The sequence below is a fragment of the Yoonia sp. R2331 genome (assembly GCF_041103235.1).
In the GTDB taxonomy this organism is placed as follows: Bacteria; Pseudomonadota; Alphaproteobacteria; order Rhodobacterales; family Rhodobacteraceae; genus CANMYO01.
Genome location: NZ_JBGCUN010000001.1, coordinates 223521 through 246696, shown reverse-complemented (window position 1 = coordinate 246696; position 23176 = coordinate 223521). Strand labels below are relative to the sequence as shown.

Genomic DNA, 23176 nt, shown 5'->3' with positions numbered 1-23176 from the left:
CATGACGACACTTCCGACCTCAACCGACAAGAAACTCGGCCTCGTGATCGACCTTGATACCTGTGTCGGCTGTCACGCTTGCGTGGTGTCCTGCAAAGGCTGGAACACTGAAAACTACGGCGCGCCGTTGTCAGATCAGAACGCCTATTCAGGTGCGGCCTCTGGCACGTTCCTCAACCGCGTGCATTCGTATGAGGTGCAACCGGCTGATAAAGCAGCACAATTGATCCACTTCCCCAAGTCCTGCCTGCACTGCGAAGACGCGCCCTGTGTGACCGTCTGCCCCACCGGGGCCAGCTACAAGCGGGTCGAGGACGGGATCGTTCTGGTCAATGAACAGGATTGCATCGGCTGCGGTCTTTGCGCCTGGGCCTGCCCCTATGGCGCGCGGGAAATGGACGCCGAAGAGAAGGTCATGAAGAAATGCACCCTCTGCGTGGACCGCATATATAACAACAACTTACCCGAAGAAGACCGGCAACCGGCCTGCGTCAGAACATGCCCTGCTGGGGCCCGTCACTTTGGTGATCTGGCTGATCCTGACAGCGACGTCAGCCAGCTTGTCGCGGAACGGGGTGGCTTTGACCTGATGCCCGAACAAGGCACCAAGCCGGTCAACAAATACCTGCCACCAAGGCCCAAGGATGTGGAACCCGAATTTGACATTCTGGCCCCATATCTTGAACCGGTTGCCACCGACGGCAAAGGCTTTGTCGGCTGGCTCGACAAAGCGCTGTCCGCCCTTCCAGGAGGTGCCAAATAATGCATCCCGCACCGTCAGTTATCATTTTCACAACCTTCTCCGGGTTAGGATTTGGCCTGTTGTTCTGGTTGGGTCTGGACACATCCGCCCCCACCGGCTGGATCGCATTTGTGTTCTTTGCCATCGCCTATCTGATGGCCGTGGGCGGCTTGATCGCCTCGACCTTTCACCTTGGCCACCCCGAACGGGCGATCAAGGCGTTTCGCCAGTGGCAGTCGTCGTGGCTTTCGCGCGAAGGGATCGCCGCAGTATTTACCCTTCTTATCATGGCCTTATACGGTGCCGGATTGGTTTTCTTGGGCGCGCAATGGTCGATCCTTGGTTGGCTGGGCGCGCTTGGCGCACTGGCGACGGTGTTCACCACGTCAATGATCTACACCCAGCTCAAGACCATTCCGCGCTGGAACCACTGGACCACACCCGCGCTTTTCCTGACCCTGTCCTTGGGCGGCGGGGCGTTGCTGTCAGGCCGCGTGACCATCGCGACGATCCTGCTTTTGGCCGCAGCCGCGGTGCAGATTGCTGCATGGTATCTGGGTGATAGCCGCCTCAAAGAATCCGGCACCACGCTGGCCTCTGCCACCGGTCTTGGCGGCATCGGAAAGGTCCGCGCCTTTGAACCACCGCACACCGGCACGAACTATTTGCTCAAGGAATTTGTGCATGTGGTGGGCCGCAAACACGCCACGCAATTGCGCCTGATCACGATGTTGCTGGCCTTTGCCGTGCCCATCGCGATCTTGCTTTTGGGTGTCAATCACGTCACCGCGCTGCTGGCCGTCATCAGCCATGTTGCCGGTGTTTTGTGCCTGCGATGGCTTTTCTTTGCCCAGGCCGAGCATGTCGTCGGGCTATACTACGGCAAGCGCTGATTGTCCCTGCGATCAACAGCCAAGAGAAGGCGACGGTGCTAAGACCACTCTTCAGCACCGTTGCCCAACCAGCCCAAACCAATGGCCCATCAGGCATTTCCGGGTAGGTCAGCAGCAGCCCAACGATCAGCAGGTTTTCGATGTAATCACAAAGGCTTGCGGCGACCGCGACGGCGGCCCCTTTGCGGCCAAGCCAACGCAACCATCCCGCCAGCGTCAGTGCCAGCAAACCGGGGTAAATCATATCTAGTGGGATCTGCCGGGTCAGGTAAAGCGACCGCCCCGCGCTCCCCAAAGCGTTCAGAAACGCCTTGGCATCATCGGGCGCATAGCCAAACGGGCGCATATCAAGCGGGGGCGCACTGGCAATCGCCTGCAACCTCGCAAGTGGGCCAAAAACCATAGAGAGATAAAGAAGAACTGTCAGCCCGGTCAGGGCGCAGAGGGTTCTCATCGAAGGGCGGTAGGGCATGTGGGCAATCCTTTTGTTTGATTGCCCCAACTGGTCGCGCCGGTCAGAACCGCGCATTATCAATTGTTAAGACGCCCCAGATTTCCAAGGACTCAGATGACAGATGCCGTGCCATTTATGAACGATCTGCCAGCGCAGGCCGCAGCCAGACTACGCGACATTCTGCACAGCAGCGTCGTGCGGCGGGGGGATGTGCTGGTGGATCAGGGCGATCCCGCACCAGACGAGCTTTTGTTGCAGTCTGGTTTCGCCGTTTCGCAAATCATCGATCAAGAGGGGCGGTACACCTGCACCGGGCTATATGCCGGGCCGCAGATCATCACGCCGCAAATCGCGCGCGCCAGGAACGGCGTGTCGATGGTAACGATCGAGATGTTGTCGGATGGCGTTGTTGCGCGGATCAATGCGGACGCGCTGCAAGCACTGATGGTGGCTGACGCCGATGTCCGAGACTGGGGCAACGCAGCATTGCGGGCCGACCTGATTGCGCGGGTAGCGCGAGAATGGACCTTGGCGGCGCTGCCTGCAATCGAACGTCTGGCATGGCTCAGGCAGACTTATCCGCAAGCAGAGGCGCAGTTTCCGCACCATCTGATCGCGGGATTTCTTGGTATGACGCCGGTCACTTTCAGTCGCGTCCGGCGTGCCAACAGTTAGGTGCGGATGCGCTGCTCTGTCTCGGCATCAAAAAGGTAAAGCCGGGATGCCTCGAACGTCAGACCAACGCGGTCGCCTTCGCTCACGCGCACATCGCCGCGTTCTTCGACCACGATCCGTTCGCCCGTGTCATCCGAAACGAGGTAGGCATAAGAGACACCGCCCAAGCTTTCCGTCAGATCAACCCGCAGTGTATCGGCGGATGGATCAATCAGCAGATGCTCTGGCCGCAGTCCCGCGCTAACCTTGTGACCCTTGTGGGCGGCGGCCAGCTCGGCGGGGATGACCTGTTTTAGCGCAGGCACCTCAACGCCACCATCAACAACGGTGCCCTCCATGAAGTTCATGGCGGGCGAACCGATGAAGCCCGCGACGAATTTGTTGTCGGGATCACGATAGAGGTCCATGGGTGCGCCGACCTGTTCGATCACACCCAGCCGCAGCACCACGATCTTGTCGGCCAGCGTCATCGCCTCGACCTGATCGTGTGTGACATAGATCATCGTGGCACCAATTTCCTTGTGCAGGCGCGCGATTTCGACCCGCATTTCTACACGCAGTTCGGCATCAAGGTTGGACAGCGGCTCGTCGAACAGGAACACCTCTGGCCCGCGCACAATGGCGCGGCCGATCGAGACACGCTGCCGCTGACCACCTGACAGGGCGGCGGGCTTGCGGTCCAGATAGGGTTCAAGCTTCAGTATGCGCGTGGCCTCTGCCACTTTGCTTTCAATCTCGGCCTTGGGGTGGCCGTTCATCTTCAGGCCGAACCCCATGTTATCCTTGACCGTCATATGCGGATAAAGCGCGTAAGTCTGGAACACCATCGCCACGCCGCGTTCGGACGGGTCAAGCTTGGTCACATCACGTTCGCCGATGTGGATGTTGCCGTCGCTGGTTTCCTCCAGCCCCGCGACCATCCGCAGCAATGTCGACTTGCCGCACCCAGACGGGCCAACGAACACGCAGAATTCACCGTCATCGATTTCAAGGTCAATCCCGTGGATGACCTGCACGTCGCCGTAGCGCTTGATCGCGTTTCTGAGTGTGACCCCGGACATATCTAGATCCCTGATTTTGAGTGTTGCTGATTGTCGGGAAAGCTCCAGGCTTGGGCCTCTCCCGCGATTGATTTTGCTGCCTGTTGCAGCGCCGGAAGCTGGGCTTCGAGCCCGGCAAGGTTGGTGCGGCTGGTCGTGCTGGTGACTGAAATCGCGCCCAGAACGCGGCTTTGATCGGTCAGGATCGGGGCCGCAATACAGATAATGCCCGGTTCGTGCTCTTCGCGGTCAAAGCCGTAGCCATGCCGCCTGATCTCGGCCAGTTCTTCGCGCAGTGCTGCGGCATCAGGTAGGGTCTGCTGTGTGAACTGGTGAAAGGACTGCTGTTCGATCACATCGGCACTTTGATCCTCGGTCAGATGCGCCAACATGACCTTGCCGACACCAGTGCAATAGACCGGACCAACCTTTCCTGCCTGGCTGTACATCTCAACCGGTTGGGCCGCGTTCAGCTTATCAAGGTAAAGCACCTGCGCGTGATCAAGTTTCGCCAGATGCACCGTTTCGCCGGTCGCAGCACTTAGCGCGACCAGTTGCGGCCTTGCGACCCGCGCCAAAGACGACTGCGCCCAGGCCGCATGTGCCAATCGCACCAGACGCCCTCCCGGCGCATATGTCTGGCGGTCAGAATCGTATTCCAGCATCCGCTGATTCGTCAGTGTCTGCATAAAACGGTAAAGCGTAGGCTTGGGAAAATCGGACACGGCCAGCACTTCCGTGAACCGCACAGGGCGTCCAAAATCCGCAACCTGTTCCAGCACTTCCAGCGCCTTGCCAACTGTTCCGTCACCCGCTTCGCGTGCCACGATATTCCTCCCGTCCTTCAGCGGCTTTTCGCGCTCCTCCCGAGTGCGATTTGCCGCCTGGACTGTTGACAAGCATAGGTGAGTCGCGATTTAGTATCAATATCCAAAACCGAGTTTCAAATATTGAGACTTGAAAATCTATGGAAGCACTAGGGAGGACACCATGCATTCCATTCTTAAAACGTCGCTTGCGGCGTTGGTTGCTGCTGGCATGGCAACAACTGCAACTGCTGATGGTCACGCGCTGTCAGGCGAGCTGCGCATCATTTCAGATATGTCGAACCCTGCACCGCGCGCGGTGATGGAAAAGCTAGCGGCTGACTTTGACGCCATGCACGACGATCTGACCGTAGATCTGACAATTGTTGATCGCGAAGCGTGGAAAACACAGATCCGCAACGCACTGGGCGCAAACCCACCGGACGTTGTGAACTGGTACGCCGCAACCCGCATGACACCTTATGTCGACGCTGGCCTGTTCATGGACATTTCTGATCTCTGGGCAGAGCCCGAGTTCGAAGCACTGGCATCGACCAAAGGCGCGATGACGCTGGACGGTAAGCAGTGGGGCGTGCCCTACACATACTACCAGTGGGGTGTCTACTATCGTAAGGACATCTTCGAAGAGCTGGGCCTGACAGAGCCTGCCACCTGGGACGAAGAGATTGCCAACTGCCAGGCGATCATCGACTCTGGCCGCAAGTGCTACACCATTGGTTCCAAGTTCCTGTGGACCGCTGGTGGCTGGTTTGACTACATCAACAGCCGTACCAACGGCTATGATTTCCACATCCAGCTTGCCAATGGCGAGATTGAGTGGACCGACGATCGTGTGCGTCAGACATTCGCCAACTGGCGTCAGCTGATCGACATGGGCGCTTTCATCGAGGACCACCAGTCTTACAGCTGGCAGGAAGCGATGCCGTTCATGGTGGACGGCGAAGCAACTGCTTATCTGATGGGCAACTTCTCTGTCGCGGCGTTCCGTGACGGTGGCTTGACAGACGATCAACTGGACTTCTACCAGTTCCCGACGATCAACCCTGATGTGGCACCAGCAGAAGATGCACCAACAGATACGTTCCACATCGCCTCTGGCGCGCAGAACGTTGAAGCGGCCAAGGCATTCTTGCGGTTCGTGACCTCGGCTGAAGTGCAGTCCGAGATCAACGGCGGTGACGCTCTGGGTCAGTTGCCAGTGAACGCAAACGCAACCGTCTCTGATGACAAGTTCATCCAGGAAGGTTTCGACATGCTGTCCAACAACGCATCCGGCGGCATCATGCAGTTCTTCGACCGTGACTTCCCCGCCGAAATGGCGTCGGTCGGCATGGAAGGCCTGCAAGAGTTCATGGTGTTCCCGGACAACCTGGACGACATCCTGGCCCGTCTGGAAGAAGCACGTCAGCGCATCTACCAGTAAATCATCGGTGACGGCGGGGTGAACCCCGCCCTACCCAAGGTTCCGTCCGCATCACGCGGGCGGAACCGTCCCACCCAACCCATCCGCAAGCCCAAAGAAGGGTTTTCGCATGTGTTGACCGCGAGGGAGGAAGACCATGTCATCCGCGACCACGAACAGCGCGCGCAGCCAGCGCGGTTGGTACAAGCGCAACGAAATTGCGATCACGCCATGGCTATTTCTGGCCCCCGCGATCCTGTTCTTTGCAGTCTATGTGATCATTCCTATTGGTCAGTCGTTCTGGATTTCGTTCCACCAATGGGACGGTCTGGGAGAGGCGACATGGGTCGGCACCGCCAACTATGAGCGCCTTTTGGGCATTGGCGAGCAGAACATGGACCGCAAGTTCGAGACATCGTTCTGGAACAACCTCAAGTGGCTTGTGCTGTATCTTCTGGCGATCCCGATGGGCCTGTTTATCTCGCTTTTCCTGAACCAGACGGTATTTGGCATCCGGCTTTACAAGTCGCTGTTCTTCTTTCCATTCGTCATTTCTCAGGTCGTTGTTGGCCTCGTGTTCAGCTGGTTCTATCTGCCCAACGATGGTCTGTTTGACCAGATCACAGGCCTTGTGGGGATCGACATCAAGGGCGGCATGCTGGGCAATCCCAACACCGCGACCTATGGCATTATTGCCGCCGGTCTGTGGCCGCAGACGGCCTATTGCATGATCCTGTATCTGACCGGCCTGAATGCCGTGGACCCCGAACAGGTCGAGGCTGCGCGTCTTGATGGCGCGAAAGGCCGCAAGATGCTGTGGTACGTCATTCTGCCACAACTCAAGCCCGCAACCTTCATTGCCTTTGTGGTGACAATCATCGGCGCGCTGCGGTCGTTTGACCTGATCAGCGTCATGACCAATGGTGGTCCGTTCGGGTCAACCCGCGTGCTGAGCTTTTACATGTTCGAGGAATCGCTGTCTGAATTCGGCTTCCGCATGGGCTATGGCGCGGCCATCGCGGTGGTGCTGTTCTTCATCATGCTCTTCTTCATCGTCTACTTCCTGTGGTCGATGTACCAAGACGAAAAGGGAGGCCGCTAAGATGTTTCCACGTCCGATCCAGCAGCAGTCGCAGGCGCGGCAAGCCGGGTATCAGACCCTTCTTCCTTTGGCGTTGATTGTCTGGCTGCTTCCACTGATTGCGGTGTTCATCTTTTCGATCAAGCCCGACGCGGATTTCGTGAATGGCAATTTCTGGGGCGTGCCCTCATCGTTCGAGATGTTCAACAACTACGGCAAGGTCTTCTTTGAATCGAACATGCCGCGGTATCTGATCAACTCCTTGTTCATTACCGTGCCGACGGTGATCGGGGCCGTGGCCCTGTCGGCCATGGCGGGCTTTGCGCTTGGCATCTACCGGTTCAAGGGCAACCTGCTGATCTTCTTCATGTTCATTGCGGGCAACTTTGTGCCGTTCCAGATCCTGATGGTACCGGTGCGCGACTTGACCATCAACCTTGGTCTCTACGACACGATCACAGGTCTTGTGTTGTTCCATGTGGCGTTTCAGACCGGGTTCTGCACGCTGTTCATGCGCAACTTTATCCGCGCGCTACCTTTCCCGCTGATCGAGGCGGCACGGGTCGAAGGCATCTCTGAAATCCGTATTTTCTGGTATGTGGTGCTGCCGCTGATGAAGCCCGCGCTGGCCGCGCTGGCGGTCCTGATCTTTACCTTCATCTGGAATGACTATTTCTGGGCCGTCGTGCTGACCCAAGGGCCAGACGCCCAACCCGTTACTGCCGGTATTACAGAGTTCAATTCGCAGTTCCGGGCCGCTTATCACCTGATGAGTGCCGGATCCATTGTCGCGGCATTACCGCCGGTTGCGATGTTTTTCCTGATGCAGAAACATTTTATCGCCGGACTGACACTAGGCGCTGTGAAGTAAGAAAACATGACACGACAGTATCGCCTCGATGATGGCCGCCAGACGCTTGTTCTGGCGGCTCAGAATGACCGACTGCCAGAAGTGGTATATTGGGGGCCTGCCCTGCCACAGGATGACGATCTGCGCACCTTGCAGGCGGCGCATGTCATCGACGTCACAGGCGGGATGCTGGACGAAAACCCACCGTTGTCGTTGTGCCCCGAAGCGACGCGCAGCTTTCCCGGCCAACCCGGCCTGATCCTGCGTGACACCGATGGCACGCCGTTGTTGCCCAAGTTCTGTTATCAATCCGAAGACAACATTGACGGGCTTGCTTTGTCCTATGAGGATGCGGACAACGGGCTGACGCTGACATTCACCTTCCGACCCGATCCCGACACACATATTATCACCTGCCAGACGGTGCTGGACGCCACACGGCCCGTCCATCTGCATTGGCTGGCGGCCCCTGTGCTGCCCGGCCCGCAACAATCGGACGAGATGATCGACTTTTCCGGTCGCTGGTGTGGCGAGTTTCAGACCAATCAGACACCGTGGTCCGCTGGCATCCGCTACCGCGAGAACCGCACCGGGCGCACCGGGCATGAACATTTTCCGGGCCTGATCGTGCCCTGCACCGGGACGACAAACACCAAGGGTGAGGCTTATGGCTTTCACTATGGCTGGTCCGGTGGTCACCGCATGGTCGCCGAGGAATTGCCCGACGGGCGGCGGCAAATTCAATGGGGCCACGCGGCCCGGATGGAAACCGCAGCAGCAACCCAGTTCAAGACCGCCCCGCTTTATATCACCTATTCCGACAGCGGGTTGAACGGTTGCGCGGTGGCGTTCCAACGGCATTTGCGCGACCGGATCGTCACATGGCCGAAACCGTCGGTGCAGCGCCCGGTGCATTACAATTGCTGGGAAGCGGTTTATTTCGATCACAAGCTGCCAGTGCTGCAGGACATCGCCAGCCGCGCCGCCGATCTGGGGGCCGAACGTTTCGTGCTGGATGACGGCTGGTTCGGGAACCGCGATGACGACACCCGGTCGCTGTCGGACTGGACAGTGGACCCCCGCAAATACCCCGACGGCCTCGGGCCTCTGATTGATCATGTGCATCACTGCGGCATGACGTTCGGCATCTGGTTTGAACCTGAGATGATCAATGAGGACAGCGATATTCACCGCGCCCACCCCGATTGGGTGCTGGGAAGCGAGGATCAGACACTGGGCCGCCAGCAAAAGGCGCTGAATATGGCGCTGCCAGAGGTCCGTGACTACCTTTATGACCGCATGTCCGCGATCCTGGCCGCCCACGACATTGACTATATCAAGTGGGACCATAACCGCGTGCTGCCGATGCCCGATGCCGCCCAGACCCGTGGGTCTTATGCGCTGATCGACCGGCTGCGCGCCGATTTCCCATTGGTCGAGATCGAAAGCTGCGCGTCGGGTGGCGGGCGGATCGACTTTGGCATCATGCAGCGCACCCAGCGGGTGTGGCTGTCTGACAGCAACGACGCGCTGGAACGACTGCGAATTCAGCATGACGCCGCCCTGTTCCTGCCGCTTGCTGTGACCGGCAGCCATGTGGGACCGCGCAAATGCCACACCTCCGGCCGGGTCTTTGACATCTCGTTCCGGGCATGGGTCGCAGCCCAGCGCCACATGGGGTTTGAAATGGACCCGCGCGAATTGGACGATCACGAGGCTACCGTGCTGCGCGAGGTCACGACGTGGTGGAAGGCCAACCGCGACTGGATGCGCACCGCTGATATTCTACGGCTGGACAGCGCCGATGCGGCAGTGCTGGCCGAAGAACAGCTTTCCCGCGATGGCGAACGGTTCGTGGTCTTTGCAGGCAAGGCTGCAACCAGCCAGCAGATCGCCCCGCGCCCGCTGCGCCTGACCGGGCTTGACGCCAATGCGCACTACCGCGTGCATCTTGCCAACCGCCATGCGGCACCGACCCTGTCGCGCGGCGCACCGGCGCTGAAGACTGACAGCATGACGCTGTCGGGGCGTTATCTGATGCACCACGGCGTGGTGCTGCCGTGGTCATTTCCAGACACGATGTGGGTGCTCGAAGGGGAACGGCTGTGACAGGATTTGCGCGCTATGATGACTTGGACGGGGCCTCGGTTTTCATCACCGGCGGCGGCACTGGCATTGGCGCAGCCCTGACCACAGCCTTTCTGGAACAGGGCGCGCGCGTGGCCTTTGTGGACCTCGCAGATTGTCGTGATGCAGCGGCAATGATGGCGCAAGCCACCGGCAACACGCCACTGTTCATCCAATGCGACGTCACCGACACGCAAGCCCTGCACAATGCGATGGATCAGGCCGCCGCCGCGCATGGACCGTTCAAAGCCACGATCAACAATGCCGCCAACGACATGCGGATGCCCGCCGCGACCGTGACAGAGGCGGAGTGGGCACAGATGATCGACGTCAATCTCAAGCACTACTTCTTTGCCAGCCAAAAGGCCGCAGCGCTCATGGGTGACGGCGGGTCGATCATCAATTTCTCGTCCATCAGCTACATGATGGGGGGCAAAGGGATGGCCCCCTATGTGACCTCTAACGCAGGCATCACCGGCATGACCCGCGCGCTGGCACGGGAATGGGGGCCACAGGGGCTGCGGGTGAACGCGATCGCTCCGGGCTGGGTCCTGACCGACAAACAGATGGAAAAATGGGCAACACCGGAAACGCTTGCTGCGTTTCTTGACCTGCAGTGCCTTAAGCGGCATCTGAAGCCCGAAGATGTTGTGGGGACTGCGCTGTTCCTGGCATCTGACAGCTCTGCGATGATGACGTCGCAGGTGCTGGTGGTCGATGCAGGTGTGGTGGTGACAGGATGAACGACGCAATCGAACCGACGTGGATCGCCGTGGACTGGGGTACGACGCATCTGCGCGCCTGGGCGATGTCAGGCGGTCACGACGTTCTGGCAACCGCGCAGTCCTGCGATGGCATGGGCAAACTGGCGCGCGATGGGTTTGAGCCGGCCTTGCGGGCGGTGGTGGCCCCCTGGCAGGTCACCAATGACACGCCCGTTGTCGCCTGCGGCATGGTCGGCAGCCGTCAGGGCTGGGTCGAGGCACCTTACGCCAGCGTGCCATGTCCGGCACTTAGCCCCGCACTGGCCAAACCCGCATCCCCGCTGAACGTGCGCGTCATTCCCGGCATCAAACAAGAAAGCCCTGCCGATGTGATGCGCGGAGAGGAAACCCAGATCGCAGGTTTTCTGGCGCTGAACCCCAACTGGGACGGCGTGATCTGCCTGCCCGGCACCCATACCAAATGGGTGCATGTCTCCGCGAACGAAGTCGTCAGTTTTCAGACCGCCATGACAGGCGATCTGTTTGCCGCGATTTCGGGCCACACCGTGTTACGTCACTCGATTGATGACGGCTGGGATGACGATGGCTTTGCCGATGCGCTGAATGCCAGCCTGTCACGGCCCGAACGCCTTGCCGCGTCGCTTTTTGCGATCCGGGCAGAGGGGTTGCTGAATGGCCTGACCAATGCCAGCGCGCGTGCGCGCCTGTCTGGCCTTTTGATCGGCGCAGAGCTTGCCGCCGCGAAACCCTATTGGCTGGGCCAGCAAGTTGCCGTGATCGGCGAAGGCGGGCTGTCACGGCTTTATGTGGATGCGCTAATGGCGCAATCTGTTGCCGCCACCCAAGTCAACGCGGATCGCGTCACCCTTGCCGGACTGACCGCCGCCTATCGCGCATGGAAGGACATCTGATGTCACGCCCCCTGATTGCCATTTTGCGCGGGGTCACCCCCGATGAGGCCGTCGATATCTGCGAGGCCTGCATCAACGCAGGCATCACCCGGATCGAGGTGCCGCTGAATTCGCCCGACCCGTTTGACAGCATCCGGCAGATGGCCAACGTCTTTGGTCACAAGGCGCTGATCGGGGCAGGCACGGTGCTGTCCACTGATGATGTGGGCCGTGTCGCGCAGGCAGGTGGCAAGCTGATCGTGTCGCCCAACTGCGACCAGCGCGTGATTGCCGCCACCAAGGCCGCTGGCATGCAAAGCTGGCCGGGTGTGATGACCCCGACAGAGTGCTTTGCCGCACTCAAGGCCGGGGCCGATGGGCTGAAGATCTTTCCGGCCAGCCTGATCGGCCCCGCCGGGATCACCGCGATCCGCGCAGTGCTGCCAACAGGCACCCAGGTCTTTGCCGTGGGCGGTGCCGGCGCTGACAACTTTGGTGAATGGCTCGCCGCCGGTGCCGACGGCTTTGGTATCGGGTCTGCCCTTTACAAGCCGGGCCTCAGCGCCGCAGATGTCGGCCAGCGCGCCACCGCGATGGTTGCCGCTTATGACGAGGCAACAGCATGATCTTTGACGACACCAAATGCCAGCTGGGCGAAGGCCCGTTGTGGCACCCAGAACGCAAGCAATTGTTCTGGTTCGACATTCTGAACCACCGGCTACACACCAAGGGCCAACACTGGCAGTTTTACACCTATGTGTCCGCCGCGGGCTGGGTCGATACCGACACGCTGCTGGTCGCCTCGGCCCGGTCGCTGAGCACCTTCAACCTGACCACGGGCGCAACCGAAGAGTTGACCCCGCTTGAGGCGGACAACCCTGTCACCCGGTCCAATGATGGCCGCGCAGACCCGCAAGGCGGGTTCTGGATTGGCACCATGGGGATCAATGCCGAACCCGGTGCCGGGTCAATCTGGCGCTTCTACAAGGGTGAGCTGCGCAAACTGTTTGGCGACATCACCGTCAGCAATGCCATTTCCTTTCACCCCGATGGCACTACGGCCTGCTACGCGGATACCGACACGCAAAAGATTATGCGCGTGGCACTTGATGCCGACGGTTGGCCCAAGGGGGCGGCAGAGGTTATCGTTGATCTGACCGGCACAAACCTGCGGCCCGATGGCGCGGTTTTTGATGCGGCTGGTAACCTGTTTTCGGCCCAGTGGGGTGCGTCCCGTGTGGCGGTCTATGACCCCGATGGCGCTTTTGTCGAAAGCTATCCGATCCCCGGCGCGCAATCCTCTTGCCCAGCCTTTGGCGGTGATGACCTTGCGACGCTTTACTGCACCACGGCGGCCGTGGGCCTTGATGGGCCGCACGACGGCATGACATATGCCGTGGACACCACATACACTGGTCAGGCAGAGCATCGGGTGATCCTTTAAAGTGGACCCCCGCCTCGTCTGACCACGACACTCTCCAGATCCGGCCCTTCCGCCGGAAACAAGGTTACGATCATGAAACGCACCCTTGGCGTCTGCTATTACCCAGAACACTGGCCGGAAGAGCAATGGGCGCGCGATGCCGCTCAGATGGCCGACACCGGCCTGACATGGGTGCGTATCGGTGAATTTGCATGGGCCCGAATGGAGGCAGAGCCGGGCGTGTTCACCTGGGACTGGCTGGACCGCGCCATTGAAACGCTGGGCAAGGCGGGCCTGAAGGTCGTGCTTGGTACGCCGACCGCCACGCCGCCGCGCTGGATGCTCGACAAGCTGCCCGACATGTTGCCCGTGGCCGAGGACGGCCATGTCCGCAAATTTGGCAGCCGCCGTCATTATGATTTCAGCCACCTTGGCTACCGGGCCGAGGCTGTGCGCATCGCCACGTTGATGGCCGAACGCTATGGCAAGAACCCGCATGTGGCCGCCTGGCAGATCGACAACGAATACGATTGCCACGACACCACGCTCAGCTATTCGGACGCCGCCCGCGACGGGTTCCGCGACTGGCTGGCGCAGAGGTATCAATCCACCGATGCCCTGAACCGGGCGTGGGGCAATGTGTTCTGGTCAATGGATTATGACAGCTTTGACCAGATCGAACTGCCCAATCAAACCGTGACGGAACCCAACCACCCGCATGTGCTGGCCTTCCGGCGCTATAGCTCTGATCAGGTGGTGGCCTTCAACCGTGCGCAGGCGGATGCGATCCGCAAACATTCATCCGCGCCGCTGATCCACAACTACATGGGGCGCACGCTGACGTTTGACCATTTCAAAGTCGGTGCAGACCTCGATATCGCGTCCTGGGACAGCTACCCCATTGGGTTCCTGTCGGATCGGATCGAGGGGACGCCCGCAGAAAAGCAGTTCTATCTGCGGCAGGGCCACCCCGACAATCAGGCCTTTCACCACGACCTTTACCGCGCCGTGGGGCGCGGCCGCTGGTGGGTCATGGAACAGCAACCCGGCCCCGTGAACTGGGCGCCCTATAACCCTGCACCACTGCCCGGCATGGCCCGGCTTTGGGCGTGGGAGGCCTTTGCCCATGGGGCAGAGGCGGTCTGTTATTTCCGCTGGCGGCAAGCACCCTTTGCGCAGGAACAGATGCACGCAGGCCTCTTGCGCCCGGATTCAGAGCCTGCCCCCGCACTGGCCGAAGCTGCGCAGGTGGCCGAAGAAATCAGGGGCTTGCCCCAGATTGATGAGGCACCAGCCCCCGTCGCGCTGATCTTTGACTATGAAAGCGCATGGGCCTGGGACGCGCAGCCGCAAGGCGCGGATTTCGATATGTTCCGGCTGGCGTTTTCGGCCTACCGGGCGCTGCGCCGTGCAGGCGTGTCGATTGACATCCTGCCGCCTGATGCGGCTGATCTGTCAGATTACAAACTGGTGCTGGCCCCGGGGTTGATGCGCCTGTCTGATCCGCTGCGCGCTGCCCTTGGCGCTTATGACGGCATTGCCTTGATCGGCCCGCGCACGGATACCAAGACCGACGAGTTGTCGATCCCGACCCCGCTTGGCCCCGACTTGCCTGACACAGACGTCAGCGTTGTGATGAGCGAAAGCATCCCGCCCACAGACGCCATTGACCTGCAAGGCGGCGGGCGCTTTCTGCACTGGTTCGAACACCTTGAGGGCCGCGCGCCGGTGCATATGTCCACGGTGGCGGGCCTGCCCGCGATCATGGGCGGCGACACTCTGCGCTACCTTGCTGGGTGGCCGGATGATGCGACATGGGACAGCATCGTCGGCGGGCTTTGTGACGCCGCGGATCTGACGACCTTTGCCCTGCCCGAAGGCCTGCGCATCCGTGACACCGCCACCCACCGTTTTGTCTTTAACTACGCGCCGCAGCCGCAGACATGGAATGACACCGTCATCCCTGCAGCCGGCGTCCATTGGGAACCGAAATGAAGCACTTTGGCACCACGGCGACAGGGCAGGATGTCCACGCCCTGACCCTGCAAGACGGCGATCTTGCCGTCACTGTTTTGACCTGGGGCGCCACGGTGCAGGATGTCCGGCTGGCGGGGATTGACCGGTCGCTGACGCTCGGCTCTGACAGGCTGTCGGATTACGAAGGTGACATGCGTCACCACGGCAGCCTGATCGGCCCGATTGCCAACCGGATCAGCACGGCGCGTGTGAAGATCGACGGCATGATGTATGAATTGGAACGCAATCAGGACGGCCGCATTCACCTTCATTCCGGCGCGCAAGCCACCCACCGCCGCCTGTGGCAGTTGGCCGATCACAGCGCCAGCCACGTGGTGCTGACCTGTGATCTTGCGGATGGTGACTCCGGGTTGCCCGGCAACAGAACCATCACCGCAACCTTTCGCGTCAGCGGCAAGACGTTGCATCTGGATGTCACCGGCACCACCGATGCCGATACGCTGATGAACTTTGCCAATCATTCCTACTGGAATTTCGATGGCACCCCGCGCTGGGACGGCCACGTCTTGCAAGTCGCGGCAGACCGCTATTTGCCAGGCAACGCAGACCTTTGCCCGAGCGGCGAGATTGCGGATGTAACCGGCACCGACATGGACTTTCGCACACCCCGCGCGATTGCGCCCAACGCGCCGTGGCTCGACAATAACTTCTGTCTGTCTGACGGCCCGCAACCGCTGCGCGAGGTTCTTACACTGACCGGCACATCAGGCGTTGGCATGACCGTCGCCACTGACCAGCCCGGCATTCAGGTCTATGACGGGCGCGAGGCGATCCGCCCCGGGGGCGCCCATTACGAAGGCCTCGCGGTCGAGGCGCAGGGCTGGCCCGATGCGCCCAACAATCGCGCGTTTCCGTCGATCAAGGTCACGGCTGAAACGCCCTACCGGCAGGCCACCACCTACCGATTCTTTGCGCCGCAGGCTTAGCTGCCGCGATAGGTCGAAAAGCTGAAGGGCGAGACCAGCAGCGGCACGTGATAATGTGAAGCGGGGTCGCTGATCCCGAACCGGATCGGAATGACGTCCAGAAAGCGCGGACTGGCATCCGTCAGACCATTTGCGTCCAGATAGTCGCCTGCGTGGAATTCCAGTTCATAGGTGCCGACCGCAAAATCGGCGGCGGGCAGGATCGGGCCATCGGTGCGTCCGTCGTCATTGGTGGTCTTGCGCGCCAGCTCTGTGCGGGTGCCCCCATCCCGCCGGAACAGCACGATCACCATCCCCGCTGCAGGCACACCACGCGCGGTGTCCAGCACATGTGTCGTCAGAAATCCTTCGGACATGGCATCATTTCCCATCATTTTGCCGCTTGAACAAGCACTGATGCCACATCGCAAGTCAACCCTTGCAAACGTATGCGGAAATCTCTTTGTGATGGCCGCATTTGGTGCTTCAATCCGCCGCAGGCCACCACAAGTTGTGGCTATGGGAACAGGGGACACAAGATGAACACCACTCACACGGCGGGATCGGCCTATTCAGATCCAAACGTGACACCACCCATCGGGCAGGCGGTGCCGCTTGGTTTGCAACATGTTCTGGCGATGTTTGCGTCCAACGTCACACCGTCGATTATCGTGGCCGGTGCGGCCGGGTTGGCCTTTGGCGGGCCGGAACAGATCTACCTTATTCAGATGGCCATGCTGTTTGCCGGCATCGCGACACTCTTTCAAACTGTCGGCATCGGACCGATTGGTGCGCGTCTGCCGATCATGCAAGGCACATCCTTTGCCTTTGTCGGCGTGCTGGCCGGGATCGCCGCGACCCAAGGGCTGGGCGTGGCGTTAAGCGCCTGCATCATCGGCGGCGTGGTACACTTTGCACTGGGCACCGTCATCGGGTCACTGCGCTGGCTCTTTCCGCCGCTGGTCACCGGCTTGGTGATCCTGGCCATTGGTCTTTATCTGATCCCGGTGGCCATCAAATATGCCGCAGGCGGCGCGGCCGACTTTCAGATGGCCGCTGAAAGCTTTGGCTCGCTCAAGCATTGGTCGGTCGCACTTTCGGTGATCATTGTGGCGCTCATCGTGAAATTCTTCACCAAAGGCACCCTGTCCAACGCCGCAATTCTTGTGGGTCTCTTGGTCGGATACGCGCTCGCATTCGCGCTTGGTATGGTCAACTTTGGGCCTGTGGCTGGCGCAGGCTGGGTCACAGCCATCCAACCCCTGCCTTACGGGTTTGAATTCAGTCTTGGCGCCGTGATCGCAGTCATTCTGGTCAGCATCGTATCGGCCATTGAAACTGTCGGTGATGCCTCTGGCACGACAAAGGCCGGGGCGGGACGCGAAGCAACCAAGGAGGAAATCGCAGGAGCAACCTATGCCGATGGTCTGGGGACCGCGATCGCTGGCGTCTTTGGCGGCCTGCCCAACACCTCGTTCAGCCAGAATGTCGGCATCGTCGGCATGACCGGCGTGATGAGCCGCCATGTCGTGACCATCGCCGGTCTCATCATGATCATCTGCGGCCTGGTGCCCAAGATCGGTGCGGTCATCGCGTCAATGCCCCTGCCGGTGCTGGGTGGCGGCGTGATTGTGATGTTCGGCATGGTAGCCGCGGCTGGCATGAACATGCTGACAGAGGTCACGATGAACCGCCGCAACATGGTGATCATCGCCATCTCGCTCGCGGTGGGTCTGGGCCTGAACCTTGTGCCATCTGCGGTCCAGTACCTGCCCGGCGTGGTCAAGACACTTGCCACCTCGGCCGTTGCACCAACGGCGCTTCTGGCGATTAGCCTCAACCTGATTTTGCCCGACGAAATCTAGGCGATTTCACACACAACCAGATGGCCCGCAATCCAATCTGCGGGCCATTTTCGATACGGAAACCATGATCGCGATAAGCTGTCGCACCCGCCTGTCAATTCCTTGGAACCAGTCTAAATCAGGTCTAACAAACGCCGGAAGGCAAAGGACAAGATCATGATGGAAACTCTGCTTCTTTCGCGGATTCAATTCGCGGCCAATATTTCGTTTCACATCCTCTTCCCGACGATCACCATCGCCCTGGGCTGGGTGCTTTTGTACTTCCGCCTGCGCTATAACCGCAGTGGAGAGGCGCGCTGGATGGAGGCTTATGGCTTTTGGGTCAAAGTCTTCGCGCTGTCCTTTGCGATGGGCGTGGTGTCCGGCATCACCATGTCGTTCCAGTTCGGCACCAACTGGCCCGGTTTTATGGAAATCGTGGGCAATATCGCGGGGCCCTTGCTGGCTTATGAGGTGATGACCGCCTTCTTCCTGGAGGCGGTGTTTCTGGGCATCATGCTATTTGGTTTTTCCCGTGTGCCGCGTTGGCTGCATACGACGGCCACGGCACTTGTCGCCTTTGGTACAACGATGTCCACTTTCTGGATCATCGTGCTGAATTCCTGGATGCACACGCCGCAAGGCTTTGAAATGATTGACGGTGTGGCGCATGCGACCGATTGGTGGGCGATCATCTTCAACCCCTCAATGCCATATCGGTTCTTTCACATGTTGCTGGCCAGCTTCCTGACCGTCAGCTTCCTGATCGCCGGTGTGTCCGCGTTCCGTTGGCTGATTGGTGGGCGCACAGGTGGCGTGCGCACAGCCTTGACGACAGCGCTTTGGGCCGCTGCGCTGCTGATCCCGGTGCAGATCTTTGTGGGTGATATGCACGGGCTGAACACAAAGGAATATCAGCCCGCCAAAATCGCCGCGATGGAGGGCGTCTGGGAAACCGAACGTGGTGCGCCACTGCTGCTGTTCGCATGGCCCGACGATGAAGCGCGCGAAAACCACTTTGAACTGGGCATTCCCGGCCTTGCGTCGCTGATCCTGACCCATGAATGGGATGGTGAAGTGAAGGGCCTGAACGAATTTGTGGCCGAGGATGGCACACCGCTGCATCCGCGTGTGGCACCCGTCTTCTGGTCGTTCCGGGTGATGGTCGGCACTGGCGTGCTGATGCTGCTAATCTCTTGGGCGTCGGTCGTGATGATGCTGCGCAAACAGCGCAACGGCGACGGGCGGCGCGGGGTCGAAGGGCTGCCGAAGCTTTGGCTTTACGGCCTTGTCGGCATGACGTTCTCGGGCTGGCTGGCGACGCTCGCCGGGTGGTATACAACCGAAATCGGCCGCCAACCGTGGCTGGTGCAAGGTGTCATGACCACGAAAGAGGCTGTCGCCGACGTGCCCGCACCGATGGTGCTGTCGACGCTGATCGCTTATCTGGCGGTCTATGCGATCCTGTTAGGCGCCTATATCACGGTGATCTTCTATCTGGCGCGCAAGGCATCCAAGGGTGAACCTGTCATGGAACCGCGCCGTGCGCCCGAAGCGGTCGCAAAAAGCGTCCCGGCGGAGTAAGCATTATGACAATGGATATGTTCGGTGATCCCGCCCAATGGCTACCCTTCACCTTTGCAGGGCTGATGGGTGCGTCCATCCTGATCTACGTGATCCTTGATGGCTATGACCTTGGCGTCGGCATCCTGTTCCCCTTTGCCGATGACGCGGAAAAGGACCGCATGATCGCCTCGATCGGGCCATTCTGGGATGCCAATGAAACCTGGCTGGTGCTGGCGGTGGGGCTGCTTCTGGTGGCCTTCCCTGCAGCGCATGGCGAAATCCTGACTGCACTCTACCTGCCCGTTGCGGTGATGCTGATCGGGCTGATTATGCGCGGTGTGGCGTTTGAATTCCGCGCCAAGGCCCCCGCCTCCTACAAACCCTTGTGGAACAACGTTTTCTTTTCAGGCTCGTTGATGACGGCGCTGGCACAGGGGTTCATGCTGGGCATGTATGTCATGGGCCTCGATTACACTTGGGGCCACTTTGCCTTTGCGCTGCTCACAGCCGTCTTCCTGACCGTCGGCTACAGTTTCATCGGGGCCACTTGGGTGATCTACAAGACCGATGAGCATCTGCAGCGCAAGGCGATCAGCTGGGCCAAGGGCGGCATCTGGGGGTTGGTGCTGGGCATCGGTGCCATCTCTCTGGCGACGCCCTATGTCTCGCCGCGCATCTTCGACAAATGGTTCAGCTTTCCGCAGATCCTGTGGCTGGCACCGCTGCCGATCCTATCGGGCGCTTTGGTGCTTGGCTTGTGGACGATGCTGCGCCGGATGCCATTCGCGGGCGACCGGATGTCATGGCTGCCGTTCGCGACGGCCTCGGCCTTGTGGTCGTTGGCTTATGGCGGCATGGCCTACAGCTTTTACCCCTATGTCGTGCCCGACAAGCTAACGATCTACGACAGCGCCAGCGCACCTGAAAGCCTGTGGATCATCCTGCTTGGCACCTGCGTCGTGCTGCCGACAATCGCGGCCTATACCTTCTTGGCGTATTACATCTTCCGCGGCAAAGCGACGGAGTTGCGGTATGACTAAGAATCGGTTTGACAGACCCCGCAGGTGGGCTTAATCCCCCCCAAGTGGTTCGGCGCGGTAGCTCAGTTGGTTAGAGCGAACGACTCATAATCGTTAGGTCGGGAGTTCAAATCTCCCCCACGCCACCACCACCATCCCCTTCAGGTCGACGCCCCGCCAACTGACACCGGCGGTCCCGACGTACGGGCGTTTGCTACGCAAGCCACCCCGCGCCGGACCTTCAATTCCCGCCTAACGCCGCGCGACCCTTCACCTTTGCCAAGCCACATGATTACTCTGTCGCCATGACAGAGAATGTGATGCTTGATGACCTGCGCGCCCTGTTGGGACATGACAATGTGCTGACGGACAATGACCGCGCCAAATGGCTGACGGATTGGACCGGCGGGTATACCGCCGACCCTGTGGCCGTCCTGCGCCCTGCTGACACGGCCCAAGTCGCGGGCGTCATGAAAATCGCCAGCGCGCACGGCTGTCCGGTCGTGCCTGTTTCGGGCAATACCGGTCTGACCGGTGGCACCTCGGGGCAGAACATGCTGATGCTGTCTCTGGACCGCTTGAACCGGATCGAAACCATCGACGCCGCAGGCCGCACCGCCACAGTCGGCGCAGGCGTCATCCTGTCCGCGCTGCATGATGCCGCGGACGCCTATGATCTGATCTTTCCGCTGACCTTTGGCGCGCGTGGCTCTGCCATGATCGGCGGCGTACTGGCCACCAATGCCGGCGGGTCCAACGTGCTGCGCTATGGCAACACCCGTGACCTTTGCCTTGGTCTTGAAGTGGTCACTGCCACGGGCGAGGTCATCGACATGATGGGCCGCCTGCACAAGGACAACTCTGGCCTCAGCCTCAAGCACCTGATGATCGGATCAGAGGGGACGTTGGGCATCATCACCCGCGCGGTCATGAAACTGCACCCCAAGCCGCTGGCCTATGCCACGGCCATGGTCGCAGTGCCGTCACTATCTGACGCGCTTGACCTGTTGAACCGCGTGCAATCGGAAACCTCCGGCGCGGTCGAAGCGTTCGAGCTGATGCCTCGCAACTTTATCGAGGGGCACCTGGCCGTGATCCCCGGCGCCCGCGCGCCGTTTGACGACAGCCATGACGTCAACATCCTGCTCGAAGTGGGGGCCATAGCGCCACGTGACGCGACCCCAGACGTGAACGGTGCCATCCCTGTGCAAGAGCGGCTGACGATGATCTTGGGCGCGATGATGGAAGACGGCGCGCTGCTCGACGCCGTCGTCGCCCAAAACGACACCCAAAGGGCAGAGATGTGGGCACGTCGCGAATCCGCGGCAGAGATCGCCTTTCACAAACGCCCCTACGTCGACACAGACGTGGCCGTCGCCTTGACGGATGTGGCTGCTTTCCTGACCCGGGTCGCAAAACGTCTGGCCGCCCTTGACCCCGGCGCGACTGACCTTTTCGTGGCTCATCTGGGTGACGGCAATATCCACTATACGGCCTATCCCAGCAGCGACGATCCCACGTTGAAAGACACGATCCGCGAAATGATCGAAGACGTGGTGGTGGACCTGCGCGGTTCCTTCAGCGCCGAACATGGCGTGGGCAAATCCAAACTGGGTTCCATGGCCCGGCGCAAAGACCCCGCCTCTATCGCAGCGATGCGCGCAATCAAACTGGCCCTTGATCCAGACAACCTTTTGAACCCGGGCAAGGTGTTTCCAGCAGCGCCCTAAAAGAACCCCGGACCCGCACGCCCCAGCAAATCAGCGGCCATCGCGCGCCCCATTTCTGCGCCGTCTTCAACCGCGCCGCGCAGATCACCGGTCAACACCTCTGATCCATCGTGGCGCAGGATTTCACCGCGCAGCCGCAATCCATCAGCACCCAGTTCTGCCAGCCCGCCAATCGGGGTCTCGCAAGACCCGTCCAGCCCCGCCAACAGGGTGCGTTCTGCGCGCAAGCGCAGTCCGGTCGGGGTGTCGTGGATCGCCTCGAGCATTTCGGCGGCGCGCATGTCGTCGCCACGCCGCTCAATCCCAATGGCACCCTGTGCAATCGCAGGCAGCATGTCGGTAACCTCAATCGGATGATAGGGCACATCATCCATGCCCAACCGCTTCAGCCCTGCGGTCGCCAGAAACGTTGCATCCGCCACGCCGTTTTCCAGCTTGCCCAGCCGCGTCTGCACATTGCCGCGAAACTCGACCACTTTCAGATACGGAAACTTCGCCGCCAACTGCGCCCGTCTGCGCGTGCTTGACGTTCCAACAACCGAGCCTTCCGGCATCTCGCTCAGGCCTTGGTACTTCAGTGACACAAAGGCATCCCGCACATCCTCGCGCGGCAAGTAAGTCTCCATCACCAGACCCGCGGGTTGAGCGACGGGCATGTCCTTGGTCGAATGCACCGCAATGTCGATCTGACCTGCCAACAACGCCTCTTCGATCTCGCGGGTGAACAGCCCTTTGCCGTCAATTTCGCGCAAAGCCTTGTCCAGAATCTGATCGCCCTTGACCTTGATCACCACGATGTCAAAAGCTTCATGCGGCAGCGCAAAAGCCTCTGCCAGCCGCGCGCGCGTCTCATGCGCCTGCGCCAGCGCAAGCGGCGACCCTCTGGTTCCAATACGAAAAACGGCGGCGGGGGTCGGCAAATCAAGTGTCATGGGACAAGTCTTAG

Annotated in this window: 22 protein-coding genes and 1 tRNA gene; 18 read left to right on the top strand and 5 right to left on the bottom strand. The window is 60.3% G+C overall.

Going from position 1 to position 23176, the window contains the following annotated elements:
- Nucleotide 1: 1 nt before the first annotated feature.
- Nucleotides 2-763, top strand: a complete 762-nt coding sequence (locus AB3Y40_RS01270; RefSeq protein WP_369436992.1) for a 4Fe-4S dicluster domain-containing protein — start codon at nt 2-4, stop codon at nt 761-763.
- Entirely contained in the window at nt 763-1635 is an 873-nt protein-coding gene (locus tag AB3Y40_RS01265) for a dimethyl sulfoxide reductase anchor subunit family protein (protein WP_369436991.1), read from the top strand. The genes AB3Y40_RS01270 and AB3Y40_RS01265 overlap by 1 nt, the downstream gene beginning before the upstream one ends.
- On the opposite strand, the gene AB3Y40_RS01260 is transcribed toward AB3Y40_RS01265, so the two are convergent.
- Nucleotides 1547-2107, bottom strand: coding sequence for a hypothetical protein (locus tag AB3Y40_RS01260; RefSeq protein ID WP_369436990.1), 561 nt, complete (start codon nt 2105-2107; stop codon nt 1547-1549). The genes AB3Y40_RS01265 and AB3Y40_RS01260 overlap by 89 nt on opposite strands.
- A 96-nt stretch (nt 2108-2203) precedes the next feature.
- On the opposite strand from AB3Y40_RS01260, the gene AB3Y40_RS01255 reads away from it, so the two are divergent.
- Nucleotides 2204-2764, top strand: a complete 561-nt coding sequence (locus AB3Y40_RS01255) for a Crp/Fnr family transcriptional regulator (RefSeq protein ID WP_369436989.1) — start codon at nt 2204-2206, stop codon at nt 2762-2764.
- Here the strand turns inward: AB3Y40_RS01255 and AB3Y40_RS01250 are convergent.
- Nucleotides 2761-3825: an ABC transporter ATP-binding protein gene (locus AB3Y40_RS01250; protein WP_369436988.1), complete on the bottom strand. Its 1065-nt coding sequence runs from the start codon at nt 3823-3825 to the stop codon at nt 2761-2763. The two genes, AB3Y40_RS01255 and AB3Y40_RS01250, sit on opposite strands and share 4 nt — an antisense overlap.
- 2 nt (nt 3826-3827) lie before the next feature.
- A complete protein-coding gene (locus AB3Y40_RS01245; protein ID WP_369439578.1) occupies nt 3828-4634 on the bottom strand; it encodes an IclR family transcriptional regulator in 807 nt (268 codons plus the stop codon).
- Nucleotides 4635-4794: 160 nt separating this feature from the next.
- Between AB3Y40_RS01245 and AB3Y40_RS01240 the strand changes: the two genes are divergently transcribed.
- From AB3Y40_RS01240 to AB3Y40_RS01195, 10 genes are all read left to right on the top strand, one after another.
- Nucleotides 4795-6054: an ABC transporter substrate-binding protein gene (locus AB3Y40_RS01240; RefSeq protein WP_369436987.1), complete on the top strand. Its 1260-nt coding sequence runs from the start codon at nt 4795-4797 to the stop codon at nt 6052-6054.
- Between the two features lie 136 nt (nt 6055-6190).
- Complete coding sequence (locus AB3Y40_RS01235; protein WP_369436986.1) at nt 6191-7135, top strand: carbohydrate ABC transporter permease; 945 nt, start codon at nt 6191-6193, stop codon at nt 7133-7135.
- A 1-nt stretch (nt 7136) separates the two neighbouring features.
- Nucleotides 7137-7985, top strand: coding sequence for a carbohydrate ABC transporter permease (locus AB3Y40_RS01230; RefSeq protein ID WP_369436985.1), 849 nt, complete (start codon nt 7137-7139; stop codon nt 7983-7985).
- A gap of 6 nt (nt 7986-7991) precedes the next feature.
- Complete coding sequence (locus AB3Y40_RS01225; protein ID WP_369436984.1) at nt 7992-10073, top strand: alpha-galactosidase; 2082 nt, start codon at nt 7992-7994, stop codon at nt 10071-10073.
- Nucleotides 10070-10834, top strand: a complete 765-nt coding sequence (locus AB3Y40_RS01220; RefSeq protein ID WP_369436983.1) for an SDR family NAD(P)-dependent oxidoreductase — start codon at nt 10070-10072, stop codon at nt 10832-10834. The genes AB3Y40_RS01225 and AB3Y40_RS01220 overlap by 4 nt, the downstream gene beginning before the upstream one ends.
- On the top strand, nt 10831-11727 hold the full coding sequence (locus AB3Y40_RS01215; protein ID WP_369436982.1) for a 2-dehydro-3-deoxygalactonokinase: 897 nt from the start codon (nt 10831-10833) through the stop codon (nt 11725-11727). The genes AB3Y40_RS01220 and AB3Y40_RS01215 overlap by 4 nt, the downstream gene beginning before the upstream one ends.
- Nucleotides 11727-12332, top strand: a complete 606-nt coding sequence (locus tag AB3Y40_RS01210; protein WP_369436981.1) for a 2-dehydro-3-deoxy-6-phosphogalactonate aldolase — start codon at nt 11727-11729, stop codon at nt 12330-12332. The genes AB3Y40_RS01215 and AB3Y40_RS01210 overlap by 1 nt, the downstream gene beginning before the upstream one ends.
- On the top strand, nt 12329-13150 hold the full coding sequence (locus tag AB3Y40_RS01205; RefSeq protein WP_369436980.1) for an SMP-30/gluconolactonase/LRE family protein: 822 nt from the start codon (nt 12329-12331) through the stop codon (nt 13148-13150). Before AB3Y40_RS01210 ends, AB3Y40_RS01205 begins: the two co-directional genes overlap by 4 nt.
- 72 nt (nt 13151-13222) lie before the next feature.
- On the top strand, nt 13223-15124 hold the full coding sequence (locus tag AB3Y40_RS01200; protein ID WP_369436979.1) for a beta-galactosidase: 1902 nt from the start codon (nt 13223-13225) through the stop codon (nt 15122-15124).
- On the top strand, nt 15121-16092 hold the full coding sequence (locus AB3Y40_RS01195; protein WP_369436978.1) for an aldose epimerase family protein: 972 nt from the start codon (nt 15121-15123) through the stop codon (nt 16090-16092). Before AB3Y40_RS01200 ends, AB3Y40_RS01195 begins: the two co-directional genes overlap by 4 nt.
- On the opposite strand, the gene uraH is transcribed toward AB3Y40_RS01195, so the two are convergent.
- Entirely contained in the window at nt 16089-16448 is a 360-nt protein-coding gene (uraH, locus tag AB3Y40_RS01190) for a hydroxyisourate hydrolase (protein WP_369439577.1), read from the bottom strand. The two genes, AB3Y40_RS01195 and uraH, sit on opposite strands and share 4 nt — an antisense overlap.
- Nucleotides 16449-16610: 162 nt before the next feature.
- On the opposite strand from uraH, the gene AB3Y40_RS01185 reads away from it, so the two are divergent.
- The 5 genes from AB3Y40_RS01185 to AB3Y40_RS01165 all read left to right on the top strand — a co-directional run bounded on the left by AB3Y40_RS01185 (nt 16611) and on the right by AB3Y40_RS01165 (nt 22230).
- Nucleotides 16611-17936, top strand: coding sequence for a uracil-xanthine permease family protein (locus AB3Y40_RS01185; RefSeq protein WP_369436977.1), 1326 nt, complete (start codon nt 16611-16613; stop codon nt 17934-17936).
- Between the two features lie 156 nt (nt 17937-18092).
- The gene (locus tag AB3Y40_RS01180; protein WP_369436976.1) at nt 18093-19499 is read left to right on the top strand and encodes a cytochrome ubiquinol oxidase subunit I; all 1407 of its coding nucleotides are present in this window, start codon (nt 18093-18095) and stop codon (nt 19497-19499) included.
- A gap of 11 nt (nt 19500-19510) precedes the next feature.
- A complete protein-coding gene (locus AB3Y40_RS01175) occupies nt 19511-20521 on the top strand; it encodes a cytochrome d ubiquinol oxidase subunit II (RefSeq protein WP_369439576.1) in 1011 nt (336 codons plus the stop codon).
- Nucleotides 20522-20572: 51 nt separating this feature from the next.
- A tRNA-Met gene (locus AB3Y40_RS01170) sits at nt 20573-20649 on the top strand.
- A 156-nt stretch (nt 20650-20805) separates the two neighbouring features.
- Nucleotides 20806-22230, top strand: a complete 1425-nt coding sequence (locus tag AB3Y40_RS01165) for an FAD-binding oxidoreductase (protein ID WP_369436975.1) — start codon at nt 20806-20808, stop codon at nt 22228-22230.
- Here the strand turns inward: AB3Y40_RS01165 and hemC are convergent.
- Complete coding sequence (hemC, locus tag AB3Y40_RS01160) at nt 22227-23162, bottom strand: hydroxymethylbilane synthase (RefSeq protein WP_369436974.1); 936 nt, start codon at nt 23160-23162, stop codon at nt 22227-22229. The genes AB3Y40_RS01165 and hemC overlap by 4 nt on opposite strands.
- Nucleotides 23163-23176: the final 14 nt, after the last annotated feature.